Genomic DNA, 19,434 nt, shown 5'->3' with positions numbered 1-19,434 from the left:
CATGAGCACCCCGAGCACCGCGGCCTCCGCCGCGCCACCCTTCTGGACCCGCGGCGATCTGAACGCCTCGTTCGGGTTCGGCATCAACATGCTCGTCAACGTCCTGGTCCTCTCGGGCCTGGCCGCCGGCGTCGTGAAGATCCCGGCCGACGACGTCTTCGGCACGATCCTGCCGGGACTCGGCATCGGCCTCCTCGTCGGCAACGTGTTCTACTTCTGGCTCGCCCGCCGGATGGCGATGCAGAGCGGGCGCGACGACGTGACCGCGATGCCCTACGGGCCGAGCGTGCCCCACATGTTCATCGTCACGTTCGTCGTGATGCTGCCGACGTACCTCGCGACGAAGGACCCGATCGCGGCGTGGTCCGCCGGGCTCGCGTGGGCCTTCATCATCGGGATCATCATCCTGATCGGGGCGTTCGTCGGGCCGGCCGTGCGGAAGTACACCCCGCGCGCCGCGCTGCTCGGGACGCTCGCCGGGATCTCCGTGACGTTCATCGCGATGAACCCCGCGGCGAACATGTGGAGCACCCTGTGGGTCGCGCTCCCGGTCTTCGCGATCATCTTCGTCGGCTTCGTCTCGGGCGTCCGGTTGCCGGGCAACATGCCGATCGGCCTGGCCGCGCTGCTCGTCGGCTCCGCGATCGCGTGGACCGGCGGCTTCATGGACACCGCGAAGGTCTCCGACGCCGCGAGCTCGATCGCCGTCGGCCTGCCGTCGCTGAACTTCGACCGGCTGTTCGACGGGCTGAAGGACATCTCGCCGCTGCTCGCCACCGCGATCCCGCTCGGGATCTACAACTTCACCGAGGCGATGAGCAACGTCGAGAGCGCGGCGACCGCCGGCGACGACTACAACCTGCGCGCGATCCTGGTCGCGGACGGCAGCGGCGCGATCGTCGGCTCGGCGCTCGGGTGCCCGTTCCCGCCCGCTGTCTACGTCGGGCAGCCCGGGTGGAAGCAGGCCGGCGGGCGAATCTCGTACTCCCTGGTCACGGGCGTGGCGATCTTCCTGTTCTGCCTGCTCGGGCTGTTCCCGCTGCTCGACGCGATCCTGCCGGTGCCGGCGATCGTCCCGGTCCTCCTCTACATCGGCCTCGTGATCGGCGCGCAGAGCTTCCGCGAGGTCCCGAAGGCGCACTACGCCGCCGTCGTCCTGGCGCTCGTGCCGAACATCGCGGCCTGGGGCGCCGGGCAGATCGACAACGCCCTGGCCGCGGCAGGAACGAGCGCCGGCGACGTCGGCCCGCAGGCGCTCGCCGGTGCCGGGTTGGTCTACGACGGGCTGAAGACGCTCGGCGAGGGAGCCGTCCTCGCGGGCATGATCCTCGGCGCCGTCGCCGTGTTCCTCATCGACCGGAAGTTCCTCTGGGCCGCCGGCTACGCGCTGTTCGGCGCGCTGATGTCGTCGATCGGCCTGATCCACGGGGAGAAGGTCCACGTGTTCACGAACGGCGACGCCGTCCTGGGTTACGTGTTCCTGGCCGTCGTCTGCGCGGGCTTCCACCTGCTGCGGCTCCCGGTCCGCGAGCCCGACCCCGCCGATCCCGTCGACGTCGCCGACCACGCGGCGGCCGCGGCGACGACGACGCCGGCCCGCCGGCGACCGGGCTCGCGGTCCCCGAAGGCCGACGCGCCGATCGCGGCGGGGGCCGCGGACTGAGCGATCCGGCGCGGTGCCGGCGGCCCGGTGCCGGCGGCACCGCGCCGGGCCCGGGCCGTCCCGGGGGCCGCGGACTCAGGCCGACGCGATCGCCCGCAGCTCCGCCAGCGCCTCGCGCGCGAGGTCCTGCAGCGACCGGTCGGCGTCCGCGATCCAGCGCGCGAAGGCGACGTGGAACACGGCCATCCCGGCCTCGGCCGCGAGGATCGCCGCGGGGTCGCCGACCCCGCGGCCGCGGAGGGCGACGGCCACGGACTCCGCCAGGCGGGCGAGTTTGATCCGCTCGCGCTCCTGCAGCTCCGGCGTCGCCTGGATGATCCCGTGCCGCACCGTGGCGAACTCGCGGCGCTCCGCGAACATCTCCCCCACCGCGTCGAGCGCGATGCCGATCGCCGCGAGCGGCGAGGCCGACGGCGGCGCGTCCGTCACCCCGCCGACGAACAGCTCCTCCAGGGCCTCGGACCCCCAGAAGAGGACCTCGCGCTTGTCCGGGAAGTGCCGGAAGTACGTGCGCTTCGTCAGCCCGGCGCGCTCGGCGATGTCGCTGATCGTCGTCGCGTCGTAGCCGCGCTCCGCGTAGAGCGCGTACGCGGCCTCCTGGATCCGCCCGCAGGCGTCTGGCTGCCATCGCGCCACCCGGCGAGCCTACCCGATGACACCGAGTGCCATCGGTGCTACGGTGATGACACCAAGTGCCATCACGGGTCCGTCGGCCACAGCACGACCGGCTCCCGTTCCCCAGGAGGTCTCCCATGCGCGTCTTCATCACCGGTGCGTCCGGCCACATCGGCTCCGCCGTCGTCCCCGAGCTGCTCGCCGCCGGCCACGAGGTCGTCGGGCTCGCCCGCTCGGACGCGTCCGCCGCCCGGCTCGACGCCGCCGGCGCCACGGCGCTGCGCGGCGACCTCGACGATCTCGACGGGCTGCGCGGCGCCGCCGCGTCCGCTGACGGCGTGCTGCACCTCGCGTTCCGCCACGACGCGATGCAGTCCGGCGACTTCGAGGGCGCCGTCGCCTCCGACCTCCGGGCGATCCTCGCGGTCGGCGACGCGCTCGAGGGTTCCGGCAAGCCGTTCGTCAGCACCTCGGGGACGCTGATGCTGGCGTTCGCCGGGATCACGGGCCGAGCCGGGACCGAGGAGGACGCGGGCGAGGCGGGACCGCGGATCGATGCGGAGAACGCCGTGGTGGCGCTGGCCGATCGCGGCGTGCGCTCGTCGGTCGTCCGGCTGCCGCCGCTCGTCCACAGCGACCTCGACCTCCACGGCTTCCTCCCGACGCTGACCGGGATCGCCCGCGACACCGGCGTGGCCGGGTACCTCGGGGACGGCGCCAACCGCTGGCCCGCCGTCCACACCCTCGACGCCGCGCGGATCTACCGCCTGGCGCTCGAGTCCGCCCCCGCCGGCACCCGGCTGCACGCGGTCGACGACACCGGGGTCCCGACCCGCGAGATCGCGGAGGCGATCGGGCGGGGGCTCGACCTGCCGACGGCGGGAATCGCCCCCGAGGACGCCGGGCACTTCGGCTTCCTCGCGCCGTTCGTCGGCATGGACAACGTCGTCTCCGCCTCCCGCACGCAGGACCTGCTCGACTGGCACCCGACCGGGCCGGGGCTGCTCGCGGACCTCGGCGCGGGGCACTACTTCGCGGGCACGGGCGCCTGACCGGAGGCCGCCGCCCGCGGGCGACCGACCGGAGACCGCGTCCGGGCGGACGCCGCCTCCGGCGGCACCAGGCCGGCCGCGCTACGTCGCGACGTCGGGCGCCCGCTCGGCGCCGTCGACCGCCGCGGAGACGGTCGCCACGACGCCCTCGACCGCGTCGGGCACGGCGCCCGCGGCGTCCCCCACCGCGGCGACCGCGCTCGAGACCGCCCCCGCGGCGGCCACCCCCGCGCCGCGGACCGGGTCCGTCGCCCGACGACGGCGGAGCCGCAGGCGCTCCAGCACGCCCGGACGGTCGGCGACGCCGGCCCGCGGGACGGCGGACGGCGGCGCCGCCCCGCGGACCTCCCGCGCCTCCGTGCGGCGCAGCCTCGCGTCCGCCGCCCGGTCGAGATCGTCGTGGCGGGCGCGGACCATCGCCCCGGTCAGATGGTGGTTCATCGGTACTCCTCACACGTCCCGGCGACGACGGGGCCTCGTCGCCGAACTGGCTCACACTGTTAGCGCATGGAGGCTACCACCGTACGCCCTCGGGTGGGGATCGATGTCCCGGACCGTCAGCGACCCATCCGGCGAAGCCCGAAGAGCGCGAGCGCGCCGAAGACCAGGCCCATCCCCGCGAGCGAGGCGAGGCCGGGCCACGTGTGGGCGAGGCTCGCGTCGATCCCCGAGACGGTCGCCTGGCGGCCGAGCTCGAGGACGTGCGAGACCGGGTTGATCCGCGCGACGTCCTCCAGCCACCCCTTGAGCAGGGGCTGCGGCGTGTAGGCGGTCGAGAGGAAGACCCCCAGGAAGACGCCCATCTGCATCAGCGGACCGGCCTGCTGCGTGCGGAAGTGCACGGCCATCGCGATCCCCCAGAGCGCCGCGACGGTGCAGAATCCGGCCGACGCCGCGTAGAGCGCGACGATGCCGCCGACGCCGCCGGTGACGTCGGCCCCGATCAGCACCCCGACGACGAGCACGAGCGTCACCGGGATCATCGAGCGGGTGATCGCGCCGAGCACCGGCCCGAGCACCAGGAGCGGCCGGGCGACCGGGGCGACCAGCAGGCGGTCGAACCACCCCTGCTCGATGTCGCGTGCGAGGTTGGCGCCCGCGGCGGCCCCGGCGAACCCTGCGCCCTGCAGGCAGCACAGCGGGACGATCCACGACAGGTAGGAGTCGGTCGGGAACCCCGGGAGCCCGACGAGCTTGCCGAACTGGCCGCTGGTGCCGAGCAGGAAGATCAGCGGCGCGATGGACGTGCCGATCAGCGCGCCCCGCACGCGCGTGACCTCGCCCAAGGACCGCATCCAGAACGCCCACGCGACCGGCCCGGCCGGCGAGTTCGTGCGGGAGCTCACGTGCGCCGTGCCCGGTCGCGGAGGGCGAGGGTGGCGAGCGCCGTCGAGAAGATCGCGAGCCCGACCGCGGCCGCGAGCCCGAGCCACGGGTCGCCGAGGCCCGCGTCGTCCTGCAGCAGCCCGCGCGCACCCTCGACGACGTACGTCAGCGGGTTGTACGCCGAGAGGTCGTGCAGCGTCGGGGTCAGGAGGTCGCGCGGGAAGAACGCCGGCGCCGTGAAGAGGAGGACGAACACGAGCGGGAAGATCGACTGCATGAGGTTCATCGAGCCGGTGCGGATCGCGATCGCGCACGCGAGGCCGCCGATGCCGACGGCGGTCAGCGCGGCGAGCACCGCGGCCCCGGCCGCGCCGAGGACCCCGCCGGGGTAGGAGGCACCGAACAGGAGGGCGACCAGCAGGAACCACGTCATCTGCAGCACCGCCAGTCCGAGCGTGCCCGCGAGCCGCCCGAAGACGAGGCTCGACCGGCGCACCGGCGCCGCGAGCAGCCGGTCGAAGAACCCGCCCTCGATGTCGGACGCCAGGGCGATCCCGGCCGTCAGCCCCGCGAGCAGCGCGCCCTGCAGCAGCGTGCCCGCGACGACGAAGCCGAGGTAGGAGGAGACGTCCGGGAAGTCCTTCAGGTTGCGTCCGGCGCTGGTGCCCGAGGCGATCACCGCGAGCAGCAGGAGCGGCAGGACGAAGGTCGGCATCAGGAGCTGCGCGCGGCGGAACTGGACGCTCAGCGCCCGTCGGCCGAGGGCGGCGACGACCCGTGCCTCCCGTGCCGCGACCGCGATCACGAGGACACCGCCATGGAGCGCCGTGGACACCGGCTCGATCGGGCGCTCACGCGACGGCCTCCGCGGACGCGTCGGGATCGCGCGACTGCGCGGCGCCCTCGAGCGTCGAGCCGGTGACCGCGGCGAAGACGTCGTCGAGCGTCGGGCTGACGACCTCGAGCGACTCGACTGCGATCCCGGCGTCGTCGAGCACGCGGACGGCGACCGGCACGGTGGCCTGCCCGCGGGCGGCCCGGATGGCGACGCACCCGCCGTCCTGGTTCTCGACCAGCGGCCCGACGGCGGCGAGCGCCTCGCGGGCGGCCGGGACGTCCGCGCCCTCCGCGAGGTGGACGTTGAGCGTGGGCTCGCCGACGCGGGCCTTGAGCTCCCCGGGCGTGCCCTCGGCGACGAGCGACCCGCCGGCGATGATGCCGACGCGGTCGGCGAGCTGCTCGGCCTCCTCCAGGTACTGCGTCGTCAGGAAGACGGTGGTCCCGTCGGCGTTGAGGCCGCGGACCTCGCGCCACAGCGCGTTCCGGCTCGTCGGGTCGAGGCCGGTGGTCGGCTCGTCGAGGAACAGCACCTTGGGGCGGTGGACGAGCGCCATCGCCAGGTCGAGCCGCCGGCGCATCCCGCCCGAGTACTGGCCGACCCGACGGTCGCCGGCGTCGGTCAGGCCGACCCGCTCGAGCAGGTCCTCCGAGCGTCGGCGGGCCTCGCCGCCGCGCATCCCGTGGAGCGCCCCCTGCATGCGGAGCAGCTCGCGGCCGGTCATCAGAGGGTCGATCGCGGCCTCCTGGAGCGCCACGCCGATGTTCCGGCGCACGGCGTCGGCCTCGGTGACCACGTCGTGGCCGGCGACGAGGGCCTGCCCGGCCGTCGGTCGCAGGAGCGTCACGAGCATCCGGACGGTCGTCGTCTTGCCGGCGCCGTTCGGTCCGAGGAACCCGTAGATCTCCCCCTCCCGCACCTCGAGGTCGAGCCCGTCGACGGCCTTGATGCCGCCCTTGAACGCCCGCTCGAGCCCGCGGACGGCGACGGCTGGGTGCGATGAGGTCGACGTTCTTGCCACGGGCGCACAGTACCCGGGCGGCGTGGCCGGCAGGCGCTGCGGGGGGATCGGGGCGCCGGGACGTGCCCGGACGGCCCGCGGGACGGATCCGGGGCGATCGGCGTGGCCCGGTTGACCACGTCCGCCCCACCGGTCATCGTCCTCCGCCGTGGCGCGCCCCCGGCTCCTCGCGGCCGGTGCGGTCGCGCTCCTCGCGATCGTCCTCCTCGTCGTCGTACTGCTCCCCCGCGGGTCGGACGACGGCAGGCGCACCCGGACCCACGCCACCGACCAGCTGGGGCACCAGCTGACCGGCCTCTCCGTCGTCCCGGACCCCGAGGGCGACGGGTGGCTCGGCGTCTACCACTGGCAGACCGGGAAGGGCCCCGCGGACTTCGCGGTCGGCGTGGCGACCTCGAAGGACCTGCTGCACTGGAGGAACGTCGCCCAGCTCGACGCCGACGGCGGCAACATGCCGGTCCTCCGGCGCACACCGGACGGCGGGTTCCTGCTGGCCTACGAGGACTACCTCCGCGTGGTGAAGGGCAACGCGATCAGCAGGATCCGCGTGCGTGCCTACGCCGACCGGGCGCGGCTCCTGAGCAACACCTGGTCGACCCAGCGGGTGCTGCCGGCGACGCTCTCGGCCAACAACGAGGGGACCCCGTCGATCGAGGACGTCGACTGGGCGGGCTCGCCCGACGCCTCGACGATCACGCTCCGCTTCCACTTCAACGCGGGGGCGAAGGGCATCGACCGGCAGGGCGTCGGCACCCTGCGGGCGTTCCGCCGCTGGACGGCGGAGCCGGACGAGGCGCTCGACGCGACCCTGACCGACGCAGGGTTCCCCGCGAGCCACGGCAGGCGCACCTCGTTCCGCGCCGGCGGACGCGAGTGGATGCTGATCGAGGCCCAGCGACGCAAGGGCGACTTCTCGACCTGGCGCCTCGTGCTCCTCGATCGCGGCCCGGCGCCGCGCGCGGACCCGGTCACCGTCTGCGGTGGTGACGACGTCCCGACCGCGACGTCGGTCGGGGTGCCCGGCGTCGAGGTGGCGCCCGCCGGCGGGGGCGGGGCCGCGACCCTCTTCCTCTCCGCCTTCTCGTTCGACGGCCCGGCCGCCGGGACGTTCCTGGCCCGGCGGCCGCTGCCCGGCGACGTCGGACCGGACGCCGAGCAGGTCGCGCGACTGTTCGCCCGCTGCGCCCCCGCAGGGTGACGCGGGTCCTCCCGCGCCCGCCGTCGGCCCGCGCGGGGACGGTCCTCGACGAGGTGGTTGCGCCCCGGGCCACCGGCCGCCACGATGCGGCGATGGACGCCCCGCCGACGTTGTACGCCTGGGCCGGCGGAGCCGAGGCGCTCGAGCGGCTGACGACGGTCTTCTACGACCGCATCCTCGGCGATCCGGACCCGATCCTCGAACCCGTCTTCCGCGGGATGGACGCCCACCACGCCCGGCACGTCGCCGCGTGGCTGGGCGAGGTCTTCGGCGGCCCTCCGGTCTACACCGAGCACCACGGCGGCTATCCGCACATGCTCGGCAAGCACCTGGGCCTCGGGCTCACCGAGACGCAGCGCGCCCGCTGGGTCCAGGCGATCGGGCAGGCCGCCGACGCCGCCGGCCTGCCCGACGACCCCGAGTTCCGCTCGGCCTTCCTCGCCTACGTCGAGTGGGGCTCGCGCCTCGCCGTCCAGAACTCCCGGCCCGGCGCGACCCCGCCGCCGGAGGCCCCGGTGCCGCGGTGGGGCTGGGGCGAGGCGCCTCCGTACGTGCCCGGCGACTGAGGCTCCGGGGCCGGCACGCGTGCCGGGGCGGGCCGAACCGCTCTTGACGGGTCCTTCACAGCGACCGGCCCGATCTCGACCCGGTCCGTGCGACCCCCGGCGCATCCTCGGTCCATGAGCACGACCGCCCCGCTCCTCATCGACGACGACGACGCGCTCGAGCGCCTGCTGCTCACGCAGCCCCGCCCGCGGGTGCAGGCCGTCGACCGCGTCCCCGGCGAGCTCGACCCGCGCCAGCGGATCGCACTCGCCGACCGGATCCACGCGCTCCTGCTCGACGCCGATCACCTGCGCCACTGCGACACCGCCCCGCAGCGCGCCCACAAGATGCAGATCCGCGCCGCGGCCGGCCGCCTGACCGACATCGAGAACGTCCTGCGCTCCGGCATCCCCGTGCTCCGCCGCGGAGAGCGGCTCGTCACCCGGATCGTCTCGGACGACGCGATCGGCGCGTACTGCGGCACGACGGAGCGGACGATGCACGACGCCGCCGACGCGGCGTGCGCGGCCCTGGGCATGATCACGCCCTTCCACTGAGCACCCGGGAGCTCGTCGGCCGGCTCCCGGCCGACGGCACTACGCCGGGGCCCGCCGGGAGGTCGCGGCGGACCGCCCGCGCCGGGCGACCGGCGCCGGTGAGATCGCCGCCGGCATGGTGTGCTGCGCGTCGGCGCGGAGGACCAGGACCTCGCCGTCGACGTGGCCGAGCAGCCATCCGACGTCGTCGGCCGACAGGCCTCCGTCGTCGGCCCCGCCGGCAGGGACGACCAGGCGGTCGTGGCGCTCCTGCTCGACGAGCCGCCGGATGGCGTGCCGGCGGGTCCGTCCCTGGACGACGCGCCCGTCGACCTGCACCCCCGCGCTGGTCAGACGGCGCTCGACGGCCTCGAGCAGATCCATGGCGTCGGAGCCGGAGTCCGGGGACGGCCGGTCGAGCGCGAGCCCGTAGGGGGTCGGCAGCAGGACGGCGGGCACGACCACGGCGTGGTCGGCCCTGGCCAGGCGGGCGGCGGCGTCGATCGCGGCGCACGGGAGCCCGTCGCCGGTGAGCGCCAGGAGGATCCGCCCCGGCGGGGTGGTGCCCCGCGCCCGGCGGCGGCGCGTCAGCCAGGCGACGACGCCTGCGCCGACGGCCCCGCCGAGCACGAGGGTCGCGAGGACGGCGCCCGCCTCGGCGAGCGGCGGCAGGGAGAGGAAGGAGAACGCGAGGAGGTCCATGGTCGTGGTCACCGTTCGGGGTGTTCGGGTCGGTCGCGGCGGTCGGCGACGATGCGGACGTCGACGCCCGGGAGCCGCTGCCAGAGCCGGACGGGCAGCGGATCGGCGGTGCGCGTCAACGCCGGGGGCAGCAGGCCCGCCGCGCGGCGGAGGCCGCTGGGCGGGCGGGGGACGCCGACGAAGATGTAGGTGGTCCCCCGCTCCCGGGCGACGCGCGCCGCCGCGACGTCGATGTCGTCGTCCTCGACGACGAGGAGCTCGAGGCCCAGCAGGCCGCAGAGGCTGCGCAGCCCCTTCAGCCGGTCCTTCTCGGCGGCGGTCGGAACCCGTCCCGGGCGCTGCACGTGGAGGACGTCCACGTGGGCGCGCAGGCGCCGCGCGGAGCGCCACGCCCGTCGGAGGACGCGCTGCCCGCTGCCGTTGGCCGACACCAGGACGAGCACGCGCTCCCGGACCGCGTCGACGACGTCGTCCCCCAGCCGTTGCTGGTCGGCGTGGTCGTGCCGCGTCCCGACGGGTCCCGTGCCGTCGTCGCGGACGCGGGCCGGCCGGGCGGAGAGCCGCCGGGCGCCGACCTCCTCCGCGACCTGCAGCAGCGCGGTCTCGCGGAGCGCGGTCAGCCGCTCGACGCGGAAGAAGTTGTTCAGCGCCGCGGGGACGCGCTCGACGGGGTAGATCTGCCCGTCGCGGAGGCGCTGCAGCAGGGCCTCCGGCGGGAGGTCGACGACGACGACGTCGTCCGCGTCGACGAGGACGCGGTCGGGGACCGTCTCCCGGACCCGGACGCCCGTGAGCTCCATGATCTGGTCGTTCAGCGACTCCAGGTGCTGGACGTTCACCGTCGAGACGACGTCGATCCCGGCGGCCAGTGCGTCGTCGACGTCCTGCCACCGCTTGGCGTGCTCGGTCCCCGGCGCGTTGGTGTGCGCGAGCTCGTCGACGAGCGCGAGGAGCCGACCGCCGGCGGCCCGGGCGAGGAGTCCGGGGAGGTCGAGCTCGTGCTGGACGATGCCGCGGTGCTCGATCGTGCGCCGGGGCAGGACCTCGAGGCCCTCGACCTGGAGCGCGGTCTCGGCGCGGCCGTGGGTCTCGACGACCGCGACGATCGCGTCGCGGCCGGCGTCCCGGGCACGACGCAGGTCCTGCAGCGCGCGGTAGGTCTTCCCGACGCCCGGCGCCATGCCGAGGAGGACGGTGTGCCGTCCCCGGTCGGCGTCCGGGCCGGACCCGGACGAGGACGTGCGGGCCCCCGGGTCCCCGGGCCCGACGCCGCCGTGCTCGTCCGGGGGTCGCATGCCTACGCGCCGAGCAGCCCGTGGACGACGAGGTCGATGAGCTTGATGCCGATGAACGGGGCGACGATGCCGCCGAGCCCGTAGACCAGCATGTTGCGGCGCAGCAGCGCGTTGGCCCCGACCGGCCGGTACTGGACGCCGCGCAGCGCGATCGGCACCAGCAGGGGGATCACCACGGCGTTGAAGACGATCGCGGAGATGATCGCCGACTCCGGGGTCCCGAGGTCCATGATGTTGAGCTTCGCGAGCGGCCCCTCGCCGTCACCGGGGTTCGCGAGCCACACGCCCGCGAAGATCGCCGGGAGGATCGCGAAGTACTTCGCGATGTCGTTGGCGATCGAGAACGTCGTCAGCGCGCCACGGGTGATCAGGAGCTGCTTGCCGACCTCGACGATCTCGATGAGCTTCGTCGGGTTCGAGTCGAGGTCGACCATGTTCCCGGCCTCGCGGGCCGCCTGGGTGCCCGTGTTCATCGCGACCCCGACGTCGGCCTGGGCGAGCGCCGGGGCGTCGTTCGTGCCGTCGCCGGTCATCGCGACGAGCCGACCCCCCGCCTGCTGCTCCTTGATGAGGTCGAGCTTGCGCTCCGGTGTCGCCTCGGCGAGGACGTCGTCGACGCCGGCCTCCTCGCCGATCTTCGCCGCCGTCAGGCGGTTGTCGCCCGTGACCATGATCGTGCGGATGCCCATCGCCCGCAGGCGGTCGAAGCGCTCGCGCATGCCCGGCTTGACGACGTCCTTCAGGTAGATGACGCCCAGGACGCGGTCGCCCTCCGCCACGGCCAGCGGGGTGCCGCCCTCGCCCGAGACGTGGTCGAGCGTGGACCGCAGGTCGTCCGGGACGGCGCCGCCGGCGTCCTCCACCCAGCGGACGAGGGCGTCGCCGGCCCCCTTGCGCAGGGACCGGACCGCGCCGTCGAGCGCCTCGACGTCGACGCCGCTCATGCGGGTCTGCGCCGTGAACGGCACGAACTCCATGGTCCCGTCCGGGTACGGCGCGTCGGCGAGGCCGTGCTGCTCCTCGGCGAGGACGACGATCGATCGTCCCTCGGGGGTCTCGTCGGACAGCGACGCCAGGCGTGCCGCGGCGGCCAGGTCGTCGATGCCCACCCCCGGCATCGCCAGGAACGCCGTCGCCTGGCGGTTGCCGAGCGTGATCGTGCCGGTCTTGTCGAGGAGGAGGACGTCGACGTCGCCGGAGGCCTCGACCGCACGGCCCGACAGCGCGAGGACGTTGCGGCGGACCAGGCGGTCCATGCCGGCGATGCCGATGGCCGACAGGAGCGCGCCGATCGTCGTCGGGATCAGCGCCACGAGCAGGGCGATCAGGGTCGTCGCCGACACGGTCGAGCCGGAGAAGGTCACGAACGGCCGGAGCGTCACGACGACGATGAGGAAGACGATCGAGAGACCGGCGAGCAGGATCCCGAGGGCGACCTCGTTCGGCGTCTTGCGCCGTGCGGCACCCTCGACGAGCGCGATCATGCGGTCGAGGAAGGACCCGCCGGGCTCCTGCGTGATCTCGACGAGGATGCGGTCGGAGAGGACGCGCGTGCCGCCGGTCACCGCGCTGCGGTCGCCGCCGGCCTCCCGGATCACCGGCGCGGACTCGCCGGTGATCGCCGACTCGTCGACCGACGCGATGCCCTCGACCACGGTGCCGTCGCCGGGGATCACGTCGCCCGCCTCGACGACCACGACGTCGCCGGGGCGCAGGTCCGCCGCCGCCTTCTCCGAGCCGTCGCGCATGCGGGCGCTCGTCTCGGTGCGCATGGCGCGCAGGGCGTCGGCCTGGGCCTTCCCGCGGCCCTCGGCCAGCGCCTCCGCGACGTTGGCGAAGACGACGGTGAGCCACAGCCAGAGCGCGACGACGAACGCGAACCAGGCGGGCTGGGCCCCGTTCCCGCCCCCCGCCCCCGCGCCGCCGTCGTTCGCCGAGATCCCCGTGGCCTGCCCGATCCAGATCGCCGTCGTGACGACGGCGCCCAGCTCGACGACGAACATCACGGGATTGCGGACCTGCACCCGCGGATCGAGCTTGACGAGGCTCTGGACCAGTGCGGGTCGGAGGATGCTCGGGTCGAGCAGGGAGCGGTCACGGCGCTCGGTCATCGGGTGCCCTCGGTGGTGGTCGTGCTGGATGAGGTGCCGCCGGCGCGGGCGGCGGTGCCGCGCAGGCCGTCCAGGGCGAGGTTCAGCTCCAGGACGTTCACCCCGGGCTCGCCGAGGACGCCCAGCCCTCGGCCGGCGGTGTGGTCGTCGACGGCGTCGAGGACGCGGTGCAGCGGCAGGCCGCGGACCTTCGCGACGCGGCGCGCCTGGATGCGGGCGTTGGCCTGCGAGATGTGGGGGTCGACGCCCGATGCGGAGTCGGTGACCGCGTCGACCGGGATCCGGGCCACGGTCAGGCCCGCGTCGTACGGGCGCTCCAGCGCGAGGTACGCCGCGACGTTGACGTCGATGGCCTCCTTGGTGTCCTTCCCGTTGGGGCCGCGGTTGGAGAAGGCCGTCGCGTTCGGCTTGTACCCGGTGACCGACGGGCGCGACTGGAAGTACCGCGGGTCGGCGACGAGCACGGGCTCGCCGTCGGCGTCCTTCCTCGCGGAGCCGTCGGGGTCCTTCGCCGGCCGGCGGAAGTCCTGGCCGATGAGCGTGGAGCCGACGGCCCGGCCGTCCCGGTGGAGGACGGACCCGTCGGCGCGGTCCTTCATCGTCACCTGGCTGATCCCGGTGACGGCGAGGGGGTAGAGCACGCCGAGGAGGACCGTGAGGACCACGACGGCGAGGAGGGAGGTGATGGCGTCCTTGCGCATGCGGTCAGGGCTCCTGGTGGTTGGGGGTGGGCGGCAGGGACGGCATCAGTAGAGGTGGCCGGTCAGCGACTGCACGACGGGGCCGAGCAGGAAGGCCGGGAAGAACGTCAGGGCGCCGACGAGGACGATCACGCCGATCAGGAGGACCACGAAGGTCGGGCTGTCGGTGCGCAGGGTGCCGGGGCCGGCCGGGGCGGCCTTCTTCCGGGCCAGCGACCCGGCGATCGCGAGGACGACGAGGATCGGGAAGAACCGGTTGAAGAGCATCGCCAGGCCGCCGAGGAGGTCGGCGAACGTGATGCCGAACGACCCGTCCGGATCACCGTTCGGTTGGACGTAGCCCGTGTAGCCGGCGAACGCGGAGCCGTTGTTGTTGCCCTGCGAGAGGTAGGCGTAGAACGACTCGGAGAACCCCTGGGGACCGCCGTTGTAGTTCGACACCTTCCCGTGGTCCGTCCCGACCGCGAGCGCGGTCGTCACGAGGACCGTGAACGGCATGTAGAGGGCGCCGAGCATCGCGAGCTTGATCTCGCGGGCCTCGATCTTCTTGCCGTGGAGCTCGGGGGTGCGACCGACCATCAGCCCGCCGATGAAGACGGCGAGGATGATGAAGAGGAGCATCCCGTAGAGGCCGGAGCCGACCCCGCCGAAGATGACCTCGGAGGTCCCCATCCCGATCATCGGCACGAGCCCGCCGAGCCCGGTCAGCGACTCCATCGAGCTGTTCACCGCCCCGGTGGACGTCGCCGTCGTGACGGTGTTGAACAGTCCGGAGCCGCCGATCCCGAAGCGCTGCTCCTTGCCGACGAGGTTGCCACCGGTCGTCCCGTCGCCCGACGACGTCACGAGCCCGGCGGCGTGCTGCGCCGGGGAGCCGTGCTGCTCGGCGACGGTGATGACGACGGCGAGGACGACGAACATCAGCGCCATCGCGCCGAACACGGCCCAGCCCTGCCGGCGGTTGCCGACCATCCGCCCGTAGGTCGAGGTCAGGGCCGCGGGGATCGCGAGCACGAGGACCATCGAGAAGAAGTTCGCGAAGGCCGTCGGGTTCTCGAACGGCATCGCGGAGTTCACGTTGAAGAAGCCGCCGCCGTTGGTGCCCAGGAGCTTGATGGCCTCCTGCGACGCGACCGGGCCGCGGAACAGCGTCTGCGTCCCGCCGGTCACGTTCGCCAGCTCGGTCGGCCCGCCGAGCGTCTGCAGCGCGCCCTGGGTGACGAAGACGAGCGCGCCCACGATCGAGATCGGCAGCAGCACGTAGACCACGGCACGCACGAGGTCGACCCAGAAGTTGCCGAGGCTGCCGGCGCGCCGGTCCGCCGGATCGGTGGAGCGAGCCGCGATGCCGCGGACCACGGCGATCAGGACGACGATGCCGACGGCGGCCGAGACGAAGTTCTGGACGGTCAGCCCGACCATCTGCGAGAGGTTCGACAGCGTCGTCTCCCCCGCGTAGTACTGCCAGTTCGTGTTGGTCACGAACGACGAGACGGTGTTGAACGACACGTCCCAGGGCGCGGCGCCGAGGTCCGTCTCGTTCGCCGGCAGCGAGCCCTGCAGGCGCAGGAGCAGGTAGAGGACGAGCCACGACCCGAGCGAGAAGAGGAGCACGCTCTTCGCGTACGCCTTCCAGTCCTGGCCGATCGGGCCGTCCTCGTCCCGACGCACCCTGATGAGCCGCAGCAGCGTGCGCTCGAGCGGCCCGAGGACCGGGCTGAGGACGACCCGGTCGCCGGCGAAGACCTTCGCCATGTAGCCGCCCAGGAGCGGCGTGATGGCGATGACGACGGCGAGGAGCAGCGCGAGCTGCACCCAGGCCATCTAGAGCTCCTCCCCGCGCAGCAGGGCGTACAGCAGGTACGCCCCGACGATCACGGCCGCCACGAGGCCGAGGACGGCTGAACCGCTCATGCGTGGTCCAGCCCTTCGATGAGGAGCAGCATCGCGGCGAAGAACGCCACTGCGATGCCGACGGCGAGGAGATCCATTCATCCACGGTGCGCCCGCCGCCGTCAACCCCGTGTGGGGACGCGCGCGCCGCCATCAAGATCGTGTGAAGGGCTCCGCCGCCACCGTCCGCCGCCCACCGGGACGGCCCGCGCAGGCAGAAGACGGCCCGTCGGCTAGGCCCCGATGAGCGTGAGCCACCCGACGAGCGTCAGGAGCGTGATCGCGACGACGGGGACGGTGAGGACGATGCCCACGCGGAAGTAGGTGCCCCAGCCGATGCGGATGCCCTTGCGGTCCAGGACGTGGAGCCAGAGGAGCGTGGCGAGGCTGCCGATCGGGGTGATCTTCGGGCCGAGGTCCGCCCCGATGACGGTCGCGTAGACCATGAGCTGGTGCGGCAGGCCGGAGGCCCCGGCGGCGTCGACGCCGAGCGAGGCGATGAGGACGGTCGGCATGTTGTTCGCGACCGACGACATCCCGGTGACGACGAACCCGGTGCCGTACGCGGCGCCGAACGACCCGGAGTCGGAGAACGTGCGGAACAGGTCGCCGAGATCGTCGGTGAGGCCCTCGTTGCGCATGCCGTAGACGACGAGGTACATGCCGAGGCTGAAGAGGACGACCTGCCAGGGCGCGCCGCGCACGATCGAGACGACGTCGATCGTGGGCGTCGGTCGGCTACCGCCTGCGGTGAGGACTGCGGGGGCCGCGGCAACGTCGGCGACGGCGTCGGCGTCGGCGTCGGCGTCGGCGGGGCTCCGGGGACGCGCGAAGAGCGTGGTCGGCCGACGGGCGGCGACGAGGACGAGGACGACCGCGCACGTGCCGGCGACGGCGGCGATCGGGACCCCGATGGGATCGGCGACGAAGTACCCGACGAGCAGGACACCGAGGACGCCCCAGCCGGCGCGGAACACGAGCGGGTCCTCGATCGCGGCGGTCGGGTCGCCGAGGAGGCCCATGTCGTAGGTCCTGGGGATCGCCTTGCGGAAGCACAGCCGCAGGACGGTCAGGGACGCGAGGAGGGAGGCGATCGCGACGGGGACCATCACGAGGGCGTAGCGGCCGAAGGTGATGTCGAAGAAGTCGGCGACGACGATGTTGACGAGGTTCGAGACCACGAGGGGCAGCGACCCTGCGTCGGCGATGAACCCGCACGCCATGACGTAGGCGAGCGACGCCGCGGGCGAGAACCGCAGCGCGACGAGCATGTTGATGACGATCGGCGTGAGGATCAGCGCGGCACCGTCGTTCGCGAACACGGACGCGATCGCGGCGCCGAGCACGATGATCAGGGTGAAGAGGAGCTTGCCGTCGCCCCTCCCCCAGCGGGCGACGTGCAGGGCCGCCCACTCGAAGAACCCGGCCTCGTCGAGGATCAGCGAGATCAGGATCACCGCGACGAACGTGATCGTCGCGTTCCAGACGATGTCCCAGACCGTCGGGACGTCGGAGAACGAGACGACGCCGACCGCGATCGCGACCGCGGCGCCGGCCAGCGCGCTGAACCCGATCGGGAGGCCGCGTGGCTGCCAGATCACGAACGCGAGGGTCGCCAGGAAGATGGCGATCGCGAGGACGAGCATCAGCGGGTCTCCGCGCCTCGGCGGACGGCTGGTCGCCGGGGTCGCGTCGTGGGGACGCCGCCGCTCGACCTCATGCGTCGAGCTCGTCGAGGAGGGCGCGGACCCGCCGATCGATCTCGTCGCGGGTCCGCCGGACGCGGTCGACGTCCTGCCCCGAGGGGTCCTGCAGCTCCCAGTCGATGTAGCGGACTGCGGGCACGAACGGGCACGCGTCGCCGCAGCCCATCGTGACGACGACGTCGGCCCACTCGGCCGTCTCGCGGGTGAGCAGCTGCGGGGTGCGGTCGCGGAGATCGATGCCGAGCTCGCCCATGACCTCGACGACCTCGGGATGGACGTGGTCCGCCGGCGTGGTGCCGGCCGACCGGCCCTCGTGGGCGCCGTCGGCGGCGCGCTCGAAGAGCGACTGACTCATCTGGGAGCGACCGGCGTTCTGGAGGCAGACGAAGAGAACGTTGCTCATGGGCCGCGCACCGTATCCATCGACGAGCATCTATGCAATCGATGTTCGTCGATCTTTCGGGTAGCGTGTCGGCTCGATGACGGTCGATCTGCAGCTCGCACCGAAGACCAAGCGCGCCGCCGGCGAGCGCTGCTGCGAGCCCGTCGTGCTCCCGGACATCGACCGCGAGCAGGCCGCGCGCCTGGCCGAGGTCGCCAAGGCGCTCGGCGACCCGATCCGGATGCAGCTCGTCGACGTCCTGCGCCGGCACGCCGGCAAGGTCTGCGTCTGCGAGCTCGTCCCGCTCTTCGACATCGCGCAGCCGACGCTCTCCCATCACCTCAAGAGGCTCCGCGCCGCCGGCATCGTCGACAGCGAGCGCCAGGGCCTCTGGGCCTACTACTACGTCCTCCCCGAGGCGCTCGACGAGCTCTCCGCCTGGCTCGGCTGACCGTTCGGCGCCGGACCGCCCGGTCTCGGCGCGCGATCCGTCAGGCGCTCTCGATCAGCTCGGCGAGCTGCGCGTGTCCGTCGTGGCGCGCCCAGCTCGCGGGCGTGCCGTACCCGTGGCCGTCCAGCACGTCCGTCCGTGCGCCGGCGTCGAGCAGCACGCGGACGGTCTCCTCGTCGCCCCCGGCGCCGGCGAGGTGCAGCGGCGTGACGTCCCGGCCGTGGCGCTCACCGCCGTAGCTCCCGAGGCCCATGGGGTCCGCCCCGAGGTCGAGGAGCCGGCGGACGGCGCCGGCGCGCCCGCACGACGCGGCCCAGATCAGCGGGGTGCCGCGATAGACGTCGGCGTCGACCCGGGCGCCGGCGTCGACCAGCGGCTCGAGCACGTGATCGCGGCCGCTGCGCGCGGCGTAGGCCAGCGCCTCGTCCAGGACCTCCTGCGGGTCGTTCGTCGGTCGCCAGGCCGGGAATCCCGAGTGCGGCCGGTAGAAGCCCCGGTGCTCGCCCGCCGCCGGCGTCCCGAGAAGGTGCTCCACCAGGGCCAGATCGCCGGCTCCGGCGGCGGCGCGGAGGTTGACCGGTTCGACACCCCGCGCGGCGACCACGGCGTCGGCGATCTCGCGGTGCCCCCAGAACAGCGCCGCGACCAACGGGGTCCCGCCGTCGCCGCGACCGGAGAGGTCCGTCCGGGCGCCCGCGTCGAGGAGCAGCTGCAGGAGGTGGACCGCGTTGGAGGAGCCGACCTGGTGCATCGCCGTCCAGCCGTGGGCGTTCTGGTGCGACGGGTCCGCCCCGGCCTCCAGCAGCAGCCCGACCGTGCGCTCGTCGCAGGTCGAGGTCGCCATGGCCACCAGGTCGTTGCCGTTGGTGCCCTCGGCGCGGGCGACGTCGGGCCAGCGCTCCAGCACGCTCCGGAGTCCGTCCGGATCGTGGGACTCGATCGCGACCCACGCCCGGTGGAACGGCTCGCCCGACGTCCGCAGCCCGCGGACGTGGCGGCGCAGCGCCGGCCAGCTGGGGAATCCGTGCGCCCGTGCGACGACCGCTCGCGCACCGTCGACGCTCAGGGGCATCCGTGCCCGGTCGAACGCCGCGACGGCGCGCGGCGTGGCGTCCAGCGCGGAGGCGAGGAGCCCTTCGGCGCGCTCGGCGTAGTAGTCCGGCTCGTCGTGGTACGCGAGCTCGAGCACCTCGGGGTTCGCGGCCAGCCGGTCGACGTACGCCTTCATCCGCGGCCAGCTCGAGAACCCCTGCTCCCGGGCGATCTCGCGCTGCGCCTGCGACAGCCGCGTACCGGGGTCGGTCCTGCGGGTTTCGCGCAGACGGTCCTTCGCGCGCTTGCGGAGATCCTCGAGGTTCATGGCAGTCCTGTTCGAAGGATGCCAGGACGCGGACGGCT

The 19,434-nt window shown here is 73.8% G+C and carries 19 protein-coding genes; 6 read left to right on the top strand and 13 right to left on the bottom strand.

All coding sequences use genetic code 11. The features are described 5' to 3' along the window. Position 1 precedes the first annotated feature (1 nt). Positions 2-1,663 (top strand): regulator, encoded by a 1,662-nt coding sequence (locus tag PATMI_RS30175; RefSeq protein ID WP_084269954.1) that lies wholly within the window; start codon positions 2-4, stop codon positions 1,661-1,663. A gap of 75 nt (positions 1,664-1,738) precedes the next feature. Here the strand turns inward: PATMI_RS30175 and PATMI_RS0114185 are convergent, their stop codons facing one another. Further along, on the bottom strand, positions 1,739-2,299 hold the full coding sequence (locus tag PATMI_RS0114185; protein ID WP_026911367.1) for a TetR/AcrR family transcriptional regulator: 561 nt from the start codon (positions 2,297-2,299) through the stop codon (positions 1,739-1,741). Between the two features lie 116 nt (positions 2,300-2,415). On the opposite strand from PATMI_RS0114185, the gene PATMI_RS0114180 reads away from it, so the two are divergent. Next, entirely contained in the window at positions 2,416-3,330 is a 915-nt protein-coding gene (locus tag PATMI_RS0114180; protein ID WP_026911366.1) for an SDR family oxidoreductase, read from the top strand. An 81-nt stretch (positions 3,331-3,411) separates the two neighbouring features. Here PATMI_RS0114180 and PATMI_RS0114175 read toward each other — a convergent pair whose 3' ends face one another. The 4 genes from PATMI_RS0114175 to PATMI_RS30170 form a co-directional block, all read right to left on the bottom strand. Continuing rightward, positions 3,412-3,771, bottom strand: a complete 360-nt coding sequence (locus PATMI_RS0114175; RefSeq protein ID WP_157260774.1) for a hypothetical protein — start codon at positions 3,769-3,771, stop codon at positions 3,412-3,414. 116 nt (positions 3,772-3,887) lie between these two features. Next, the gene (locus tag PATMI_RS0114170) at positions 3,888-4,676 is read right to left on the bottom strand and encodes an ABC transporter permease (protein ID WP_026911364.1); all 789 of its coding nucleotides are present in this window, start codon (positions 4,674-4,676) and stop codon (positions 3,888-3,890) included. After that, positions 4,673-5,491 carry an ABC transporter permease gene (locus tag PATMI_RS0114165; protein WP_026911363.1) on the bottom strand — a complete coding sequence of 273 codons (819 nt, stop codon included), beginning with the start codon at positions 5,489-5,491 and terminating at the stop codon, positions 4,673-4,675. The genes PATMI_RS0114170 and PATMI_RS0114165 overlap by 4 nt, the downstream gene beginning before the upstream one ends. Positions 5,492-5,507: 16 nt before the next feature. Next, entirely contained in the window at positions 5,508-6,515 is a 1,008-nt protein-coding gene (locus PATMI_RS30170; protein WP_036725870.1) for a daunorubicin resistance protein DrrA family ABC transporter ATP-binding protein, read from the bottom strand. A 148-nt stretch (positions 6,516-6,663) separates the two neighbouring features. On the opposite strand from PATMI_RS30170, the gene PATMI_RS0114155 reads away from it, so the two are divergent. The 3 genes from PATMI_RS0114155 to PATMI_RS0114145 all read left to right on the top strand — a co-directional run bounded on the left by PATMI_RS0114155 (position 6,664) and on the right by PATMI_RS0114145 (position 8,816). Further along, complete coding sequence (locus tag PATMI_RS0114155) at positions 6,664-7,713, top strand: hypothetical protein (RefSeq protein WP_026911362.1); 1,050 nt, start codon at positions 6,664-6,666, stop codon at positions 7,711-7,713. Positions 7,714-7,805: 92 nt separating this feature from the next. Continuing rightward, positions 7,806-8,279, top strand: a complete 474-nt coding sequence (locus PATMI_RS0114150; RefSeq protein ID WP_026911361.1) for a group II truncated hemoglobin — start codon at positions 7,806-7,808, stop codon at positions 8,277-8,279. Positions 8,280-8,393: 114 nt separating this feature from the next. Continuing rightward, positions 8,394-8,816: a hypothetical protein gene (locus PATMI_RS0114145; RefSeq protein ID WP_026911360.1), complete on the top strand. Its 423-nt coding sequence runs from the start codon at positions 8,394-8,396 to the stop codon at positions 8,814-8,816. Between the two features lie 39 nt (positions 8,817-8,855). Here the strand turns inward: PATMI_RS0114145 and PATMI_RS0114140 are convergent, their stop codons facing one another. The 7 genes from PATMI_RS0114140 to PATMI_RS0114100 form a co-directional block, all read right to left on the bottom strand. Further along, positions 8,856-9,509, bottom strand: a complete 654-nt coding sequence (locus PATMI_RS0114140) for a hypothetical protein (RefSeq protein ID WP_157260773.1) — start codon at positions 9,507-9,509, stop codon at positions 8,856-8,858. Next, on the bottom strand, positions 9,506-10,792 hold the full coding sequence (locus PATMI_RS30165) for a histidine kinase (RefSeq protein ID WP_084269952.1): 1,287 nt from the start codon (positions 10,790-10,792) through the stop codon (positions 9,506-9,508). The genes PATMI_RS0114140 and PATMI_RS30165 overlap by 4 nt, the downstream gene beginning before the upstream one ends. Before the next feature lie 2 nt (positions 10,793-10,794). Further along, positions 10,795-12,903, bottom strand: coding sequence for a potassium-transporting ATPase subunit KdpB (gene kdpB, locus PATMI_RS0114130; RefSeq protein ID WP_026911358.1), 2,109 nt, complete (start codon positions 12,901-12,903; stop codon positions 10,795-10,797). Next, on the bottom strand, positions 12,900-13,604 hold the full coding sequence (locus tag PATMI_RS30160) for a potassium-transporting ATPase subunit C (protein WP_051471641.1): 705 nt from the start codon (positions 13,602-13,604) through the stop codon (positions 12,900-12,902). Before PATMI_RS30160 ends, kdpB begins: the two co-directional genes overlap by 4 nt. A gap of 45 nt (positions 13,605-13,649) precedes the next feature. Beyond that, on the bottom strand, positions 13,650-15,428 hold the full coding sequence (gene kdpA, locus PATMI_RS0114120) for a potassium-transporting ATPase subunit KdpA (protein ID WP_026911357.1): 1,779 nt from the start codon (positions 15,426-15,428) through the stop codon (positions 13,650-13,652). A gap of 302 nt (positions 15,429-15,730) precedes the next feature. Then, complete coding sequence (locus PATMI_RS0114105) at positions 15,731-17,143, bottom strand: arsenic transporter (protein ID WP_026911356.1); 1,413 nt, start codon at positions 17,141-17,143, stop codon at positions 15,731-15,733. 70 nt (positions 17,144-17,213) lie between these two features. Further along, the gene (locus PATMI_RS0114100) at positions 17,214-17,606 is read right to left on the bottom strand and encodes an arsenate-mycothiol transferase ArsC (protein WP_026911355.1); all 393 of its coding nucleotides are present in this window, start codon (positions 17,604-17,606) and stop codon (positions 17,214-17,216) included. Between the two features lie 76 nt (positions 17,607-17,682). On the opposite strand from PATMI_RS0114100, the gene PATMI_RS0114095 reads away from it, so the two are divergent. Beyond that, complete coding sequence (locus PATMI_RS0114095; RefSeq protein WP_026911354.1) at positions 17,683-18,036, top strand: ArsR/SmtB family transcription factor; 354 nt, start codon at positions 17,683-17,685, stop codon at positions 18,034-18,036. A 40-nt stretch (positions 18,037-18,076) separates the two neighbouring features. Here the strand turns inward: PATMI_RS0114095 and PATMI_RS30155 are convergent, their stop codons facing one another. Next, on the bottom strand, positions 18,077-19,396 hold the full coding sequence (locus tag PATMI_RS30155) for an ankyrin repeat domain-containing protein (protein WP_084269951.1): 1,320 nt from the start codon (positions 19,394-19,396) through the stop codon (positions 18,077-18,079). Positions 19,397-19,434: the final 38 nt, after the last annotated feature.

This window comes from Patulibacter minatonensis DSM 18081 (assembly GCF_000519325.1).
In the GTDB taxonomy this organism is placed as follows: domain Bacteria; phylum Actinomycetota; class Thermoleophilia; order Solirubrobacterales; family Solirubrobacteraceae; genus Patulibacter; species Patulibacter minatonensis.
The sequence above is the reverse complement of the archived record's forward strand: the minus strand, read 5'-3'. Positions and strand labels throughout refer to the sequence as shown.

Coding starts and splice junctions, on each gene's coding strand:
- PATMI_RS30175 (WP_084269954.1), top strand. CDS start 2: ATGAGCACCCCGAGCACCGCGGCCTCCGCCGCGCCACCCTTCTGGACC.
- PATMI_RS0114180 (WP_026911366.1), top strand. CDS start 2,416: ATGCGCGTCTTCATCACCGGTGCGTCCGGCCACATCGGCTCCGCCGTC.
- PATMI_RS0114175 (WP_157260774.1), bottom strand. CDS start 3,771: ATGAACCACCATCTGACCGGGGCGATGGTCCGCGCCCGCCACGACGAT.
- PATMI_RS0114150 (WP_026911361.1), top strand. CDS start 7,806: ATGGACGCCCCGCCGACGTTGTACGCCTGGGCCGGCGGAGCCGAGGCG.
- PATMI_RS0114145 (WP_026911360.1), top strand. CDS start 8,394: ATGAGCACGACCGCCCCGCTCCTCATCGACGACGACGACGCGCTCGAG.
- PATMI_RS30165 (WP_084269952.1), bottom strand. CDS start 10,792: ATGCGACCCCCGGACGAGCACGGCGGCGTCGGGCCCGGGGACCCGGGG.
- kdpB (WP_026911358.1), bottom strand. CDS start 12,903: ATGACCGAGCGCCGTGACCGCTCCCTGCTCGACCCGAGCATCCTCCGA.
- PATMI_RS30160 (WP_051471641.1), bottom strand. CDS start 13,604: ATGCGCAAGGACGCCATCACCTCCCTCCTCGCCGTCGTGGTCCTCACG.
- kdpA (WP_026911357.1), bottom strand. CDS start 15,428: ATGGCCTGGGTGCAGCTCGCGCTGCTCCTCGCCGTCGTCATCGCCATC.
- PATMI_RS0114105 (WP_026911356.1), bottom strand. CDS start 17,143: ATGCTCGTCCTCGCGATCGCCATCTTCCTGGCGACCCTCGCGTTCGTG.
- PATMI_RS0114100 (WP_026911355.1), bottom strand. CDS start 17,606: ATGAGCAACGTTCTCTTCGTCTGCCTCCAGAACGCCGGTCGCTCCCAG.
- PATMI_RS0114095 (WP_026911354.1), top strand. CDS start 17,683: ATGACGGTCGATCTGCAGCTCGCACCGAAGACCAAGCGCGCCGCCGGC.
- PATMI_RS30155 (WP_084269951.1), bottom strand. CDS start 19,396: ATGAACCTCGAGGATCTCCGCAAGCGCGCGAAGGACCGTCTGCGCGAA.